Origin of the sequence: Trebonia sp. (genome assembly GCF_030042015.1) — a bacterium.
GTDB lineage: Bacteria > Actinomycetota > Actinomycetes > Streptosporangiales > Streptosporangiaceae > Trebonia.
In genome coordinates this window covers 1-12,347 of record NZ_JASIAL010000101.1, presented here as the reverse complement: position 1 = coordinate 12,347, position 12,347 = coordinate 1, and the positions used below count along the sequence as shown (strand labels likewise).

At 69.5% G+C, this 12,347-nt stretch carries 15 protein-coding genes; 11 read left to right on the top strand and 4 right to left on the bottom strand.

Annotated elements, in window-relative coordinates:
• Positions 1-1,009 precede the first annotated feature (1,009 nt).
• From Q1N79_RS05155 to Q1N79_RS05145, 3 genes are all read left to right on the top strand, one after another.
• Complete coding sequence (locus Q1N79_RS05155; protein ID WP_300605107.1) at positions 1,010-1,798, top strand: class I SAM-dependent methyltransferase; 789 nt, start codon at positions 1,010-1,012, stop codon at positions 1,796-1,798.
• Between the two features lie 533 nt (positions 1,799-2,331).
• On the top strand, positions 2,332-2,736 hold the full coding sequence (locus Q1N79_RS05150) for a hypothetical protein (RefSeq protein WP_300605105.1): 405 nt from the start codon (positions 2,332-2,334) through the stop codon (positions 2,734-2,736).
• Positions 2,737-2,796: 60 nt separating this feature from the next.
• Complete coding sequence (locus tag Q1N79_RS05145; RefSeq protein WP_300605103.1) at positions 2,797-4,038, top strand: MFS transporter; 1,242 nt, start codon at positions 2,797-2,799, stop codon at positions 4,036-4,038.
• Here the strand turns inward: Q1N79_RS05145 and Q1N79_RS05140 are convergent.
• The gene (locus Q1N79_RS05140; RefSeq protein ID WP_300605101.1) at positions 4,031-4,807 is read right to left on the bottom strand and encodes an MBL fold metallo-hydrolase; all 777 of its coding nucleotides are present in this window, start codon (positions 4,805-4,807) and stop codon (positions 4,031-4,033) included. The genes Q1N79_RS05145 and Q1N79_RS05140 overlap by 8 nt on opposite strands.
• Positions 4,791-5,594: a nucleotidyltransferase domain-containing protein gene (locus Q1N79_RS05135; protein WP_300605099.1), complete on the bottom strand. Its 804-nt coding sequence runs from the start codon at positions 5,592-5,594 to the stop codon at positions 4,791-4,793. Before Q1N79_RS05135 ends, Q1N79_RS05140 begins: the two co-directional genes overlap by 17 nt.
• Before the next feature lie 141 nt (positions 5,595-5,735).
• On the opposite strand from Q1N79_RS05135, the gene Q1N79_RS05130 reads away from it, so the two are divergent.
• Together Q1N79_RS05130 and Q1N79_RS05125 are read left to right on the top strand one after the other, a co-directional pair.
• Complete coding sequence (locus Q1N79_RS05130) at positions 5,736-6,389, top strand: hypothetical protein (protein ID WP_300605097.1); 654 nt, start codon at positions 5,736-5,738, stop codon at positions 6,387-6,389.
• Positions 6,386-6,733, top strand: coding sequence for a transcriptional regulator (locus Q1N79_RS05125; RefSeq protein WP_300605095.1), 348 nt, complete (start codon positions 6,386-6,388; stop codon positions 6,731-6,733). The genes Q1N79_RS05130 and Q1N79_RS05125 overlap by 4 nt, the downstream gene beginning before the upstream one ends.
• Before the next feature lie 37 nt (positions 6,734-6,770).
• Here the strand turns inward: Q1N79_RS05125 and Q1N79_RS05120 are convergent, their stop codons facing one another.
• Both Q1N79_RS05120 and Q1N79_RS05115 read right to left on the bottom strand, forming a co-directional pair.
• Positions 6,771-7,991: a cation:proton antiporter gene (locus Q1N79_RS05120; RefSeq protein WP_300605093.1), complete on the bottom strand. Its 1,221-nt coding sequence runs from the start codon at positions 7,989-7,991 to the stop codon at positions 6,771-6,773.
• On the bottom strand, positions 7,877-8,608 hold the full coding sequence (locus tag Q1N79_RS05115) for a hypothetical protein (protein ID WP_300605092.1): 732 nt from the start codon (positions 8,606-8,608) through the stop codon (positions 7,877-7,879). Before Q1N79_RS05115 ends, Q1N79_RS05120 begins: the two co-directional genes overlap by 115 nt.
• A gap of 197 nt (positions 8,609-8,805) precedes the next feature.
• Here Q1N79_RS05115 and Q1N79_RS05110 point away from each other — a divergent pair, with 197 nt between their 5' ends.
• The 6 genes from Q1N79_RS05110 to Q1N79_RS05085 all read left to right on the top strand — a co-directional run.
• Positions 8,806-9,366 (top strand): DJ-1/PfpI family protein, encoded by a 561-nt coding sequence (locus Q1N79_RS05110; protein ID WP_300605090.1) that lies wholly within the window; start codon positions 8,806-8,808, stop codon positions 9,364-9,366.
• A 101-nt stretch (positions 9,367-9,467) separates the two neighbouring features.
• Positions 9,468-10,019 carry a flavoprotein gene (locus tag Q1N79_RS05105; RefSeq protein ID WP_300605088.1) on the top strand — a complete coding sequence of 184 codons (552 nt, stop codon included), beginning with the start codon at positions 9,468-9,470 and terminating at the stop codon, positions 10,017-10,019.
• A 100-nt stretch (positions 10,020-10,119) separates the two neighbouring features.
• The gene (locus Q1N79_RS05100; RefSeq protein ID WP_300605086.1) at positions 10,120-10,926 is read left to right on the top strand and encodes a trans-aconitate 2-methyltransferase; all 807 of its coding nucleotides are present in this window, start codon (positions 10,120-10,122) and stop codon (positions 10,924-10,926) included.
• 22 nt (positions 10,927-10,948) lie between these two features.
• Positions 10,949-11,263 carry a hypothetical protein gene (locus tag Q1N79_RS05095; RefSeq protein WP_300605084.1) on the top strand — a complete coding sequence of 105 codons (315 nt, stop codon included), beginning with the start codon at positions 10,949-10,951 and terminating at the stop codon, positions 11,261-11,263.
• Between the two features lie 120 nt (positions 11,264-11,383).
• The gene (locus Q1N79_RS05090; protein ID WP_300605082.1) at positions 11,384-11,776 is read left to right on the top strand and encodes a VOC family protein; all 393 of its coding nucleotides are present in this window, start codon (positions 11,384-11,386) and stop codon (positions 11,774-11,776) included.
• 212 nt (positions 11,777-11,988) lie between these two features.
• The coding region (locus Q1N79_RS05085; RefSeq protein WP_300605080.1) for an aminotransferase class I/II-fold pyridoxal phosphate-dependent enzyme at positions 11,989-12,347 on the top strand (359 nt) is incomplete at its 3' end.

Here is a 12,347-nt window from a genome sequence, read left to right as displayed (position 1 = left end):
GTGCGGCGCGAACTCGACGAGTCAGCGGCGTTGCGTGCGCGCGGCGCGCGACCAGTCCGAGGCAGCCAGGCTTCTCCGGAACGCCGCCCGGCACCTGCACGAGCAGGGCCTACCGTTGCGGGACGTTGGCATTGCGCTCGGCGTGTCCCACCAGCGAGCGCATCAGCTTGTGGATGAGGGGAAGCCTCTCGTTGAAGCTTAGGTGGCGGCGAGTGAATACTGAACGCGGCATGGCATCCGAAATCAGCATGGAGATGGGCTGACTGTCACCATCATCGATGGTCAGCTCGTGTCAGCAGGGGTCAATGCGGCGCATCTGGCGCCTGGAGCAGGATACCTGGATCTGGACCAAATCTCCGCCTCGATATCCGGCTCGTGCCCACATGCAGAACGGCGCTGTGCGCGGTTGCCATGCGCTGTGCCATCCGCATGGTGCGAGCGCCCGCGCCGGCCGTGCATGGAGCCGCATGTATAGACACTTCGGCAGCGGGCCGATACCGTCACGGCCGCGGCGACAGTGATCGCCGCCAGTCGCGCGGCCAGCCAATCCCGCGGGGCTCGGGAACACTCGGCGCGCCGCCGTCGGCGCGTACAGAACAATCCGTTCTGGAGCATGCGCATTCGAGGCACGAAGGCAATAGTTTTACGGACCTGCCGGGATCGGGGCCTGACCGGCACCGCCGTCGCTAAATTAACACGGCCCGCTTCGGCGCGTATTCCGTGCACGGCAAGTTGGAGCTTGCCCAATGCTCGAATCACTAACCGGGCCAGCGCCAGCGCCTGCAGCTGGCACGACTGGCCGGCCACCGCCGTGAGGGGGCCGGCGCTTAAGGCATATTCTGGGCAGGTAAGGCTCGTATCACCGCTGCATGCTCGATACTAGTGCTGCATAGCTCCTGGCGAGCGGCTCCAGGCAGGTGGCACGTAGGCATGTGGTGAAAGGTCGCCGTGTCCGGTGTTGACCGCTCTCGGCGAGCCCGGTATGGAAACAGGGAGCCCGAGTTAAACCATGAACCCGCAGGAGGCGTATTACCATTCCGGCATCGACTACCGGAGAGGAAGCCCCCATCTGGCTCAGCCGGCGTTGCATGACCGCTTGGTTGAAGTACTGCGCGGAACCGTACATAGGCTCGCTGAGCAGGGACTCCCGCTGCGAGTGCTGGAGATCGGCGCGGGACACGGAGGATTCACCATGCACGCGCTCGCCTTGGGCTGCGATGTCACCGCAGTTGACATGTCCAGACCCTCGATCGAGGAGTTGCAACGTCGGTTCGGCACGAACCCTAAGCTCCATGCGCTCTACGCGCCTGACGGCAAATTGCGCCACGTTGACGCAGACTACAGCCTGCTAATGTGCGTGTCAGTTCTCCATCATATCCCTGATTACATGGGATTTCTCAGCGAAGCATCCCGGCGGATCGTAAGAGGCGGCGCGCTTCTCACGCTGCAGGACCCTGTATGGTATTCGCGACATCCAGCAGCTCATCGCGCCGAGCGAGCAGCGTACTTTGCCTGGCGCCTACGGCAGGGCAGTCTTGTAGAGGGGCTTCAGACCAGGCTACGTAGAATGCGCGGGGCCTTCGATGAGACAAACCCACGCGATACGGTGGAGTACCATGTTGTGCGCGATGGAGTCGATGAGGAATCGGTTCTCTCCTTCGCCCGCGGCGCATTCGACGAAGCCACGCTTATCCCGTATTGGTCAAGTCAGCTTGGAGTAGCACAGCGCCTTGGCGAGCGACTCGGCTTCCATAATTCTTTTGGAATCGTGGCGCACGGCTACAAGTCAAAAGTCTAGACAGACGATCACCAGCGACGCGGGACGCAGATAAGCACCCCTGCCCGCTGCGTGCCCGAGCGCACAGCGAACCGGAGCGACGCACGGTCACTCACAGATGTGCCGCCGTGCCGCCGTGCCGCATGGCCAGGCTGATCCCCGCTCCGATGCTGAGCAGCCAGGTTGCGCCCATGCCGGGCCATCGGCCGGCCGGATCGGCCGGGAACCGAGGTGGCTTCCACCGGTCCATCCACAGGACAGACGAGAGAGTAAGAGTATGGGCCGCGCAGCCCCACTCGCTTTACCGGATCATCGGTCGCGTGCGGGCAGGGACGGGCCAGCCCGCCGCCGGGCGGGCTAAGCGGAGCTCGCTCTCCGCCCGGAGCCTGCCAAGCTGATCGTCAGGATAGGGACGCTGGACAGCCGCCACGGTCCGTTCGGGAGAGAAAGGGCAATTGTTATTCCGAACGGAAGCGGGGTGACTGCCCCAGCCGGCTGCTTGCCTCTTCGTTCAGGCCGACTGGACCATCGCGCGCCAGGCCGCCATCGACCTGGTGGCACAAACCCCTGACGCCGTGTCGGCGGCCCTCGCGCGAAGCCCGGACCCAAGCCAGCGCACGGGCCCGCCCTGGTCGGCCGCGATGTACCCGTGGCACCTGGTCGACGTCTTGCGCATCGGCACCGAGCGGCTTCTCACCCTCACACACGATCCTGATCGCGGCATCACCTGCTGGGACGAGAACGCCCTCGCCGATGTCCGGCGGTACGAGCGGCTTTCGCCCGTGGTTGGCCTGATCGTGTTGCGGTCGGCAGCACGTGACTGGGACCACGCGGCGCGAGCGGCTCCCGCCGGCGCTGAGGTCCGCCATCCGGAATTCGGCGCCCTCGGCGCAGTCGAGATCATCCGCCGCAACGCTCATGAAATGCACGATCACCTGATGGACATCAACCGCCGGTAGCGAGACCTCGCGGCACGATCGGACCGGGGACGATAACGACGACGTGAGATGATGCCGGGCATGGTCGCGTCTGCCGCCGCGCTGCCGAAGCCGTTCCACCGTTACTGGCTGTCAGGTTTCCTGGCAAATTTCGGGGACGGCGTGCGGCTGGCGGCCCTCCCCCTGCTGGCTGCCCAGCTCACCCGCTCGCCGGCCGCTGTCGCGGCGGTCACCGCGGTGCAGAGCCTGCCGTGGCTGCTGGTCGGCGCAGGGCTGGGAGTCATCGTCGACCGCAGCGACCGGCGCCGGCTCATGGTGGCGGTAGACACTGCGCGGGCAGTCATCATCGCGGCGCTGGCCGCGGCGATCCTGGTGCACGCGGCCGGGCTGGCCCTGATCTACGTCACGGGTTTCACTACGGGCGTCGGCTCGGCGCTGCGCAACACCGCCGCCGCGACGTGCGTGCCCCGGCTCGTGGATTCCGCCGACCTGGACCGGGCTAACGGCCGGGTGATCGCCGGGCAGATCGTCGGCAGCGAACTGGCCGGGCCCGCAGCCGGGGGCTGGCTGTTCGGCCTTGCGGCGGTCCTGCCGTTCGCGGTGAACGCCGGGACACTGGGCGTCGCCGTGCTGCTGCTGCTCACCCTGCCCAGCGTTTTCCTGCCTGCGCGGCAGCCGGGCCCGGCGAGAAGGGGTGCCACCATGCGCCGGGATCTCGCTGCGGGCCTGGCGTGGTTGCGGGGCCACTCCGACATCAGGGACTTGACGATCGCTGTGGGCGTCATCAGCGCCATGGATGCCGCGTGGTTCGCGGTGCTCGTCCTGTACGTGATCCAGATCCTGCGCCAAAGGCCTGGCGCCTACGGCGCGCTGCTGGCGATCGGCGCGATCGGCGGGATCGCGGCCGGCGCGACCGGGTCTCGCCTCACCCGGCGAATGGGCGCATGGGGGTCGCTGCTGCTTGCCGGGCTCGTCATGGCCGCAAGCCAGCTCGTCCTGGGCCTCACCGCCAACGTGATAGTCGCCGCCCTGATGCTCGCGGCCAGCAGCGCGGCCTTTGCCCTGTTCAACATCACCGCGGTCACGATGCGCCAGCGCCGCGTGCCCGACCGCTTGCTTGGCCGGGTCAGCAGCCTGTACGGGACCGTCGCGGGAGGCGCGGAGGCACTGGGCGCACTCGCCGGCGGCTGGGTCGCGACCGCGGCAGGAATCCGCGCCACCATGCTCGCCGGCGCCGGGCCCATCGCCGGCGTCATCATCTGGACGGCGTGGCGGCACAGGCGCCGGCAAACGCGCGACGACGACCCGATACCTGTCAGCTAAGGCCGGCGACGGTTCGCAGTTGCCGCTCGTGCGCGTCGCGCATCCAGTCCTTGGTGCAGCGGGGGTCATGGAAGGGCTTGCCCGCCGCCAGCAGGTCAAGATAGCCCGTGTCGGCTGCCACGCGGCGGCGGAACTCCCCGGCGTCCGCGACGTTCCCGTGACCCGGCACGAGCCACCGCACACCAGGCACCGCGCCGAGCAGGGCCAGGCCCGCGCGGTAATCGCCGAGCGGGTCGTCCGCGACGGTATCCAGGACCGGAATCTCGGTATCGGAAAGCATGTCGCCCGCCACCAGGACACCGGAGTCAGGGAGAAACACCGCAGCGTGCCCCGGCGCGTGGCCGTCGTGGATGATCAGCCGGGCGGCCGGCCCGTCCCAGGCAATCGCGTCCGCGCCCTCCGGCAGCGGCACTAGCTGCCCGAACAGGTCCAGATCGTGCCCAGGCGCCGACCGCTGGAGCTGCCTGACCATGCCGTCGCGCTCGGTCAGGGTGATCGTCACCGCGCGCGGGGCCGCGTACCTGGGCACAGCACCCAGCTCACGGTTCCACAGCACGTGGTCCCAGTGCGGGTGGGTGGCGAAACCCAGCCGCGCCCGCAACCCGGACCCGGCAAGATCGGCCGCCAGCCCGGAAAGGTCGGCGACCGATATGGCCGGGTCGATGACCAGACACCCGCCGTCGCCAGCGACGACCGCCACGCTGTTGGTGGCGGCGAAGTCAGCAGTGGCTATGAGGACGCCGGCCGCCAGCTCACGAAAGCGCCGCATGCCGCCATCCCGCTGAGCGAGCCTCCTGCACCGCTGCGAAGCAGAGGGCACGGGACGTGTCCACAACGTCGCGCAGCACGCCGGGGCCGAGCCCGCGATCAGCTGCGCCAGCGGCGATGAACTCATCGACCTGGCGCAGCCCCGCGCGGGTGAGCAGTGTCTTCTCGTTGGTGACCCACTGGCCGCGAGCGGCCAGCACCGCATGCGCCGCCTGGGAGGCCGCCTGGGCCACGAGCCCGGCACACTGGGCCAGCCGGCCGTAGGGTGCGTGGCTGGCGCGCGCGTAGCCAAACGTCTGTTCGGCTCTGCGCCACCAGACTCCCGGTGCCCGCTCGCGCAGTGCGGGCGGGAATTCCGGGGTCGGCAACTGGCCGCGCAGCTCAAGCCTGACGGCCAGCTCCGCCAGCAGCAGGTAGGACGGAATACCCGCGAGGTGAAACATCAGCGGCTCGATGCAGAACTGGCCTTCCCGTGACGCGGCGATCTCGCGGTCAACGGCGTCCAGGTCGCGGTAGTGCACGTCCACCCGGCGGCCGTCGACGTCCAGCCACGCCCCGCCGTTGAACACGCCAGGGCTCCAGCCGCCGACTTCGAAAACCTCGCCAGGCCACCCGACGTCGCGCAGCGCCTGCGGATCGAAGTGACCTCTGTAGTAGATCGAGAAATCCCAGTCGCTGTCCGGCCGGTGCGTGCCGTCGGCGCGGGAACCGCCCAGGGTGACCGCCTTCACTGCGGGCAGGTCCCCGAGACGTCCGGCAACGTGACGCAGGAAGGCATCCTCGTCCACAGCAGGAACCTAGCAGCCCCGCTACCGCGGGGCACCTGGTTATTCCGCTGGCTATTCCGCGCTCAGGCCACCCGCCCCGCTCTTGACTTTGAAATGCAAAGTACACTAGCTTTGAGCCACAAAGTTAAGTCTGGAGGCGCCATGAACGAGGGAACCGGCATGCGGGACGCCACGGGCCCCGATGAGGGAGCGATGGACGCGCGGGACGCGATAGCCATCATGGGAGAGGCGCGCAAGCGGGCCGAACACGAGCTGACGATCAACCGCCCGGCGATCTTCGCGAGCTGGGGGCTGGTATACCTGCTGGGTTACGGCGTGATCTGGCTGTCGGTCCGCGGGCAGCGGCCCTACCAGGCGCCGCAGGGCTGGGCGATCGCGCTGGTCATCGTGCTCGCCGCGATCGCTTGTGCGACCACCGTGGGGGTGACGAACCGGGCGGTCAGCGGCGTTGGCGGCGCGTCCGCGCGGCGGCGGCGCAGCTACGTCCTGGCAGGTGCCCTCGGACTGGGCGGCGTGTACCTCATGGAGGCCGCGCTCCGCTCCGCCGGCGCGAGCCTGGGAGTCATCGCAGTGATGGGCGCATCCGGGCCGATACTCGTGGCCGGGGTAGTTCTCGTCGCCAGCACCGCTGTCTGGCAGAACTGGCACGTGTTCGGCCTGGGCGGCTGGCAGATCGTCGTGGCGGGGTGCAGCGGGTTCGCGGGCGCGGTGGGGGTCTGGGCCGTGGACGCGCTGGCGGCCGGGGCCGGGTTCCTGGTCGTAGCGGCCGTCGCGTTCGCCCGGGCGCGCCGATGAGCGACGACGGGCTCGACCCGGTCATCCACGCGCCGGCCCGGCTTCGCCTGATGGTGACGCTGGCGGCGCTGCCGGACGGCGACACCCTGTCCTTCACCAGGCTGCAGGACATGATCGGGCTGACACCGGGCAACCTGATCACCCACCTGCGCAAACTGGAGGGCGCCGGGTACGTGCAGACGGACAAGACCGGCAGCGGCGTCAACGCGCTGACCACGGTCGCCCTCACCCGCGATGGCCGGACCGCCCTAGAGCGCTACACCAGCGCGCTGCGGCGGCTGCTCGACACCGCCGAGCCAGCGCGGACCGAGCCAGCGCGGACCGAGCCAGCCAGCCGGGACTGAGCGCGGGCATCGAGCACTCGTCCGGAATCCAGCCTTTTCACCGCAGCTGATCGTCTCGCGTCGCGACGCCAGACGGTACCGGCTCGGCACGGGAGAGCAGCCGCTGAGCCCCGATGGGGAACAAGGCTGCCGACAGCAGGCCGGCGGCGACGAGCGCGGCGGCCACCGTTGGCGTGACCTTCCCCGCGGCAAGACCGATCTGCGTCGCCACGATCACGAACGTCAGCGTGGTCGCCTGCAGCAGCCCGGCGGCCACGGCGCGGCGGGTGCCGGTACGCCTCCGGTACAGCAGCGCGGGCAGTCCGCGCACGAACAGCAGCGCGATGAGGAACAGCGGCACTTCGGCGAGCGCGACCGGGTGGTCCAGCAGGTCCTTCAGCTGGAACTCGACGCCGGTGGCGATGAAGAAGATCGGAATAAGGAAACCGAAGCCAATGCCCTCCAGCTTGGTCTGGAAATCCGGATCCGGCTTGTGGCGGGAAATCTCGACCAGCTTCACGAGCAGGCCGGCGGCGAACGCGCCGAGAATCGACGCGAAGCCGAACCGGTAGGCGAGCACGCCGCACGCGAGCGCCAGCGTGAGCGCGGCGCGCACGCGCAGCTGGCCGCTCCTGTGCTCCAGGTGGTCGAGCATCCGGTCCAGGCCACGCAGCCGACGGACGGTGCTCAGGGTGAGCCCGATCAGGACAAGCAGGGCCAGGAAGATCCCGAGCGAGATCAGCTGCTCTTGCGACGTCTTGGACGCCGCCGAGAAGAACAGCGACAAGAGCATGATGGGCACGACCTCCGCGAGCGCGGCCGCGGTCATCACGAGCTGGCCGAATTCAGTGGTCCCCTCCCCCGCGTCCTTCAGCAGCGGAAGCAGCAGCCCAGCCGACGTCGACATGAGAATGATCGCCAGCAGCAGGGGCTGCGTGGCCTGGCCGGCCAGCCAGGAAACCAGACCGCACAGCAACCCGAGCACGGCAGAAGCGCCGAACGCCGCGCTCGCCAGCCGCGACAGCGGCCCGCGCAGCCGGTCGACGTCGATCTCCAGCCCGGCCAGGAACAGCAGCATGCCCAGGCCGAGATCTCTCAGGACCTGCACCGGCGCGTCCTCGCGCACCCAGCCGAGAACCGACGGACCGACGACGATGCCGGCGATCACCTCAAGCACGGCCCCGGGCACTGGCAGCCGGGGCAGCAGGCCGAGCACGACCGGCACCAAGACCGAGATCCCCGCGATGATAAGGACGCTGTTGAACGAGATCGCGAGCATGCTGCCCCCAGCCGGCCCCGTGGTCCTCCCCTGGACACCCTATGCAACCACGAAAAGGCGCCGATCACTCCGGGTAAACAGTCGACGGCGCCTGCGGGGGCGGCGACCCAGGACCACTCCTTCCGGCTGCTCGCTTGTTCCTGCCCGGCCGTGCCGGCCAGCTGGGTCATCGCATCCCCGGCGCTGCCCATGAACCTGCGTATCGTCGCGATCGCCACCCGGTTAAAGACCGCCCGGTCCAGACCCGCACCGAACGCGCCGAGCGGGGGCCGGTAAACGCCGGACAGCCTGAGCGTGCTGGCCCGCTCCCCGGCCGGGGCCAGCGTGATATCCGCGTCGAGGGCGGGAAACAAGGCGCCACCTGCCCCGGCCGCCTCCCATCGCAGCGGCAGCACCGCGTGCCCGTCATGGACCGCCAGCTGGCTGAACCGCACCTCCACCAGCCGGGAGAGCCCGGGCACGCCACCCAGCGGGCCGACCCGCGCCAGCGCGGCGCCTGACTCGTCGTACGCCTCAGCCGAGGCCGCGCGCAGCCAGCCGGCGCCGGCCAGCCGTGCGAGCCGGGCCAGCGCGTCCCCGAAGGCGACCTCCAGCCTTATCTCACCGCTGACGAACATGTCATGAGTGAACCAGCCCGCGTGCTCTCGCCATGGGGACCTAAGTCCCAGGTCACCGGCCAAAAGCCCGCAGCCGGTGAGCCGGATCACCCGGCGTGCGACCGCAGGCCAGGGGTTGACTCGCGCGCCCCCGGGGATTTGGACTGGCGTAGTCCGGTTGTGACTACCGCAGATCGAGCGAGATGAAGGGAACAGCCATGCCGAAGGTCTTGATCATCACTGGGGACGCCGCGGAATCGCTGGAGGTCATGTACCCCTATCAGCGGCTGCTCGAGGAGGGCTACGAGGTCGACATCGCGGCGCCGTCGAAGAAAAAGCTGCAGTTCGTCGTCCACGACTTCGTCGACGGTTACGACACCTACACAGAAAAGCCCGGCTACACCTGGCCCGCGGATCTCGCCTTCGCGGACGTCGACCCGGCCAGCTATGTGGCCCTGGTCATCCCCGGCGGGCGGGCGCCCGAGTACATCCGCAACGACCCGGACGTCCAGCGCATCGTGCGCAGCTTCATGGAAGCCGACCGGCCCGTGGCGCAGCTCTGCCACGCCCCGCAGGTCCTCGCCGCCGCGGGCGCGCTCACCGGACGCAAGAGCGCCGCCTATCCGGCGCTCGCCCCGGACGTGGCGGCGGCGGGCGGTGAGTTCGTCGACGGCGCCGCCGTGATCGACGGGCAGATGGTGTCGGCTCGGGCCTGGCCGGATCACCCGGCATGGATGCGCGAGTTCATCCGGATCCTGCGGTCCAAGGCGCCCGCGTGAGCCGGCGCCTCATGCCGCCATTATGCGCCCGTGATCCGCCGCCCGCGCGGGGCCGAGCCGTACCGGCAGACAACCAGCCGCGCGGTTCCTATCCTCGTGCTATGGCTCGCGAGACCCCCGTGCTTTCGATCATCGCGTGCGGCGCGGGCCCGGCCGCGGCGATCGGCACGCTCGTCAGGCTCGCCATCGGGCGCGGCTGGACGGTCCAGGTCATCGCCACCCCGTCCGCGCTCGAGTTCTTCGACGCCGGGGAAATCGAGGCGGAAACTGGCAGTCCGGTCCGCAGCCAGTATAGCAAGCCCGGCGCGCCGAGGTCGCGGATTCCCGACGCGATCATCGTCGCGCCGGCGACGTTCAACACGATCAACCAGTGGGCGCTCGGGATCAGCGACACCTACGCCCTGGGCGTCCTGGCCGAACAGACCGGCCTCGGCATCCCGATCGTGGTCTTGCCGTTCGTCAGCGACGCGCTGGCCGGCCGCCCGCCGTTCGCGCGCAGCGTCAAGGCGCTGCGCGCCGAGGGCGTCAGCATCCTGCTCGGTGCCGGCAGCGTCCGGCCGCACCCCGCGCACGGCGAAGCCGATGTGGTGAACGCCTTCCCGTGGGACCTGGCATTGGATGAGGCCGCTGAAATGTGCGGCTTCGGCGGCTGAAAACCAAGACACTTATCCCGAACGGTCCCGGGTGCTCGCCCGGTGAACCTTCTCCCCCGGCCGGCCTGCGCTGCCGGGGGAACGGGTAAGGTCTGGTGCCGTGCCAGGCAGCCGGGAGCAACTCAGGACGACGTTCGACAGCGCCGCGGCCTGCTACCACGAGGCGCGCCCGGATTACCCTGCCGAACTGTTCGACGACCTGGCCGCGCTCGCGGCCCTTCAGCCGGGCGCCGAACTCCTCGAGATCGGCTGCGGCACAGGGAAGGCGACGCTCCCGCTCGCGCGGCGCGGCTTCGCGATCACCGGCGTGGAACTCGGCCCCGCGCTCGCCGCGCAGGCCAGCCGCAATCTGGCCGGGTTCGCGCGGGTGACCGTGGTCAACGCGGATATCGAGACGTGGCGCCCGCCCGCGCCGGCCGCGTTCGACCTCGTCTTCGCCGCCACCGCCTGGCACTGGATCGACCCGGCTGCCAGGTACGGCAGGGCGTGGGAGCTGCTCAAGCCCGGCGGCCACCTGGCCTTCTGGGAGGCCGTGCACGTCGTGCCCCGCGACGGCGACCCGTTCTTCCGCGAACTCCAGGAGGTGTACGAGGAGATCGGCGAGGGCGTGCCCGACGGCACGGACTTCGCGACGCCCCAGACGCTCCCCGACCGCGCGGAGGAGATCGAGGCCAGCGGGCTTTTCACCGACGTGCGGCTGCGGCGTTTCGACTGGGAGATCAGGTACACCGCGCAGGCGTACATCCGCTTGCTCGACACGTTCTCCGGCCACATCGCCATGGCGCCCTGGCAGCGGAGGAGGCTCTACGGCGAGATCCGCCGCCGCCTGGCGGCCCGGCCCGACGGCCGGCTGCGCCGCCACTGGGGCGCGGTGCTGCACGTGGCGCGCAGGCGGCCGCCCGGGTAATGCGCCGCTGTAGCCTGGGAGCATGTCATCGAAGCGGAAGCGCGGGCTTGCCATCGCCGGCGGCGTCATCGCCGGCTACGCCGTGGCGACGGTCATCGCACTGAGCCGCGGGTACAAGTTCGGCCCGAACGTCCCCGTGCGGTGCCGTGCGGGCCACCTCTTTACCACGGTCTGGATTCCAGGCGCTTCCGTCAAGGCGCTGCGGCTGGGACCGTGGCGGGTGCAGTGGTGTCCGGTCGGCAGGCACGTCACCGTGGTGACCCTGCTCAAGGACGCGGACCTGACGCAGGACGAGCGGGAGTTCGCGGCGGCGCACCACGACCCCCCCGTCCCCTGAGCCGGCGCGCGATGGCGGCGACCGACGACGACTGGTCAGGCCTTCGCCTGGTCTGGCGCGCCGGCAACCGCTGACCGCCGGCGCCTGACACGCCGTACCGCATCGAGTATGTTTTCGGACATGAGCCTGCGCTGGTACACGGTCGTCGTGGACTGTCATGACATGACCGCACAAAGCCGCTGGTGGGCCGAGGTCCTCGGCTGGCCGATCGCCTACGAGGCGGACGACGAAGTGGTCGTCGCCCCGCCGCATGCGCTCGACACGAGCCGCCAGGTCCCGCGCGAGGAACGCGGGCCCGGCCTGGTATTCGTGCAAGTTCCCGAGACCAAGACGCTGAAGAACCGGCTGCACATCGACCTGGCCCCGGCCAACGACGATGACCAGGAGGCCGAGGTCCGCCGCCTGGAATCGCTCGGCGCGCGGCGGATCGACATCGGTCAGGGCGACGTGACATGGGTGGTCCTCGCCGACCCCGAAGGCAACGAGTTCTGTGTGCTCAGCCCCCGCGATTAGCCCGGGCTGCCCCGCACCCGGGCAGCGCCTTTCGCTGTAGCCCCTGGCGGGCCACTTCGCACACTCTGTGACCTTTTGTGAGGGCATTATGGGCGATTTGTCCATGCATGGAGTGTGCAAAGAGGACAGATGGTGCGTATGTGGCGCCTGGGGAAGTGGCGAGCCCGCGTCCATGGCCGGGCAGTCTCGCACGGGAACTTATCATCGCCTTCATGACGGCTTTCCGGCTCGCCGAGCGGATGGGACGGCTCGGCACCGAGTCCGCGTTCGAGGTCCTCGCCCGCGCCAAGGCCCTGGAGGCGACCGGCAGGACGATCATCCACCTGGAGATCGGCGAGCCGGACTTTCCGACGGCCGGCCACATCAGCGAGGCCGCGGTCGAGGCGCTGCGCGCGGGCCATACGCACTACGTGCCCGCGCCCGGCATCCCGGCGCTGCGCGAGGCCGTGGCCGCGTTCCTCGAGCGGACCGGGCGCATGCGGGTCAGCCCGGACCGCGTCGTCGTGACCCCGGGCGCCAAGCCGATCATGTTCTTCACCATCCTCGCGCTCGCCGGGCCCGGCGACGAGGT

Excerpts from the sequence above, each read along its gene's own strand:
- Q1N79_RS05155 (WP_300605107.1), top strand. The coding sequence starts at position 1,010 with ATGAACCCGCAGGAGGCGTATTACCATTCCGGCATCGACTACCGGAGA.
- Q1N79_RS05145 (WP_300605103.1), top strand. The coding sequence starts at position 2,797 with ATGGTCGCGTCTGCCGCCGCGCTGCCGAAGCCGTTCCACCGTTACTGG.
- Q1N79_RS05140 (WP_300605101.1), bottom strand. The coding sequence starts at position 4,807 with ATGCGGCGCTTTCGTGAGCTGGCGGCCGGCGTCCTCATAGCCACTGCT.
- Q1N79_RS05130 (WP_300605097.1), top strand. The coding sequence starts at position 5,736 with ATGAACGAGGGAACCGGCATGCGGGACGCCACGGGCCCCGATGAGGGA.
- Q1N79_RS05125 (WP_300605095.1), top strand. The coding sequence starts at position 6,386 with ATGAGCGACGACGGGCTCGACCCGGTCATCCACGCGCCGGCCCGGCTT.
- Q1N79_RS05120 (WP_300605093.1), bottom strand. The coding sequence starts at position 7,991 with ATGCTCGCGATCTCGTTCAACAGCGTCCTTATCATCGCGGGGATCTCG.
- Q1N79_RS05115 (WP_300605092.1), bottom strand. The coding sequence starts at position 8,608 with ATGTTCGTCAGCGGTGAGATAAGGCTGGAGGTCGCCTTCGGGGACGCG.
- Q1N79_RS05110 (WP_300605090.1), top strand. The coding sequence starts at position 8,806 with ATGCCGAAGGTCTTGATCATCACTGGGGACGCCGCGGAATCGCTGGAG.
- Q1N79_RS05105 (WP_300605088.1), top strand. The coding sequence starts at position 9,468 with ATGGCTCGCGAGACCCCCGTGCTTTCGATCATCGCGTGCGGCGCGGGC.
- Q1N79_RS05095 (WP_300605084.1), top strand. The coding sequence starts at position 10,949 with ATGTCATCGAAGCGGAAGCGCGGGCTTGCCATCGCCGGCGGCGTCATC.
- Q1N79_RS05090 (WP_300605082.1), top strand. The coding sequence starts at position 11,384 with ATGAGCCTGCGCTGGTACACGGTCGTCGTGGACTGTCATGACATGACC.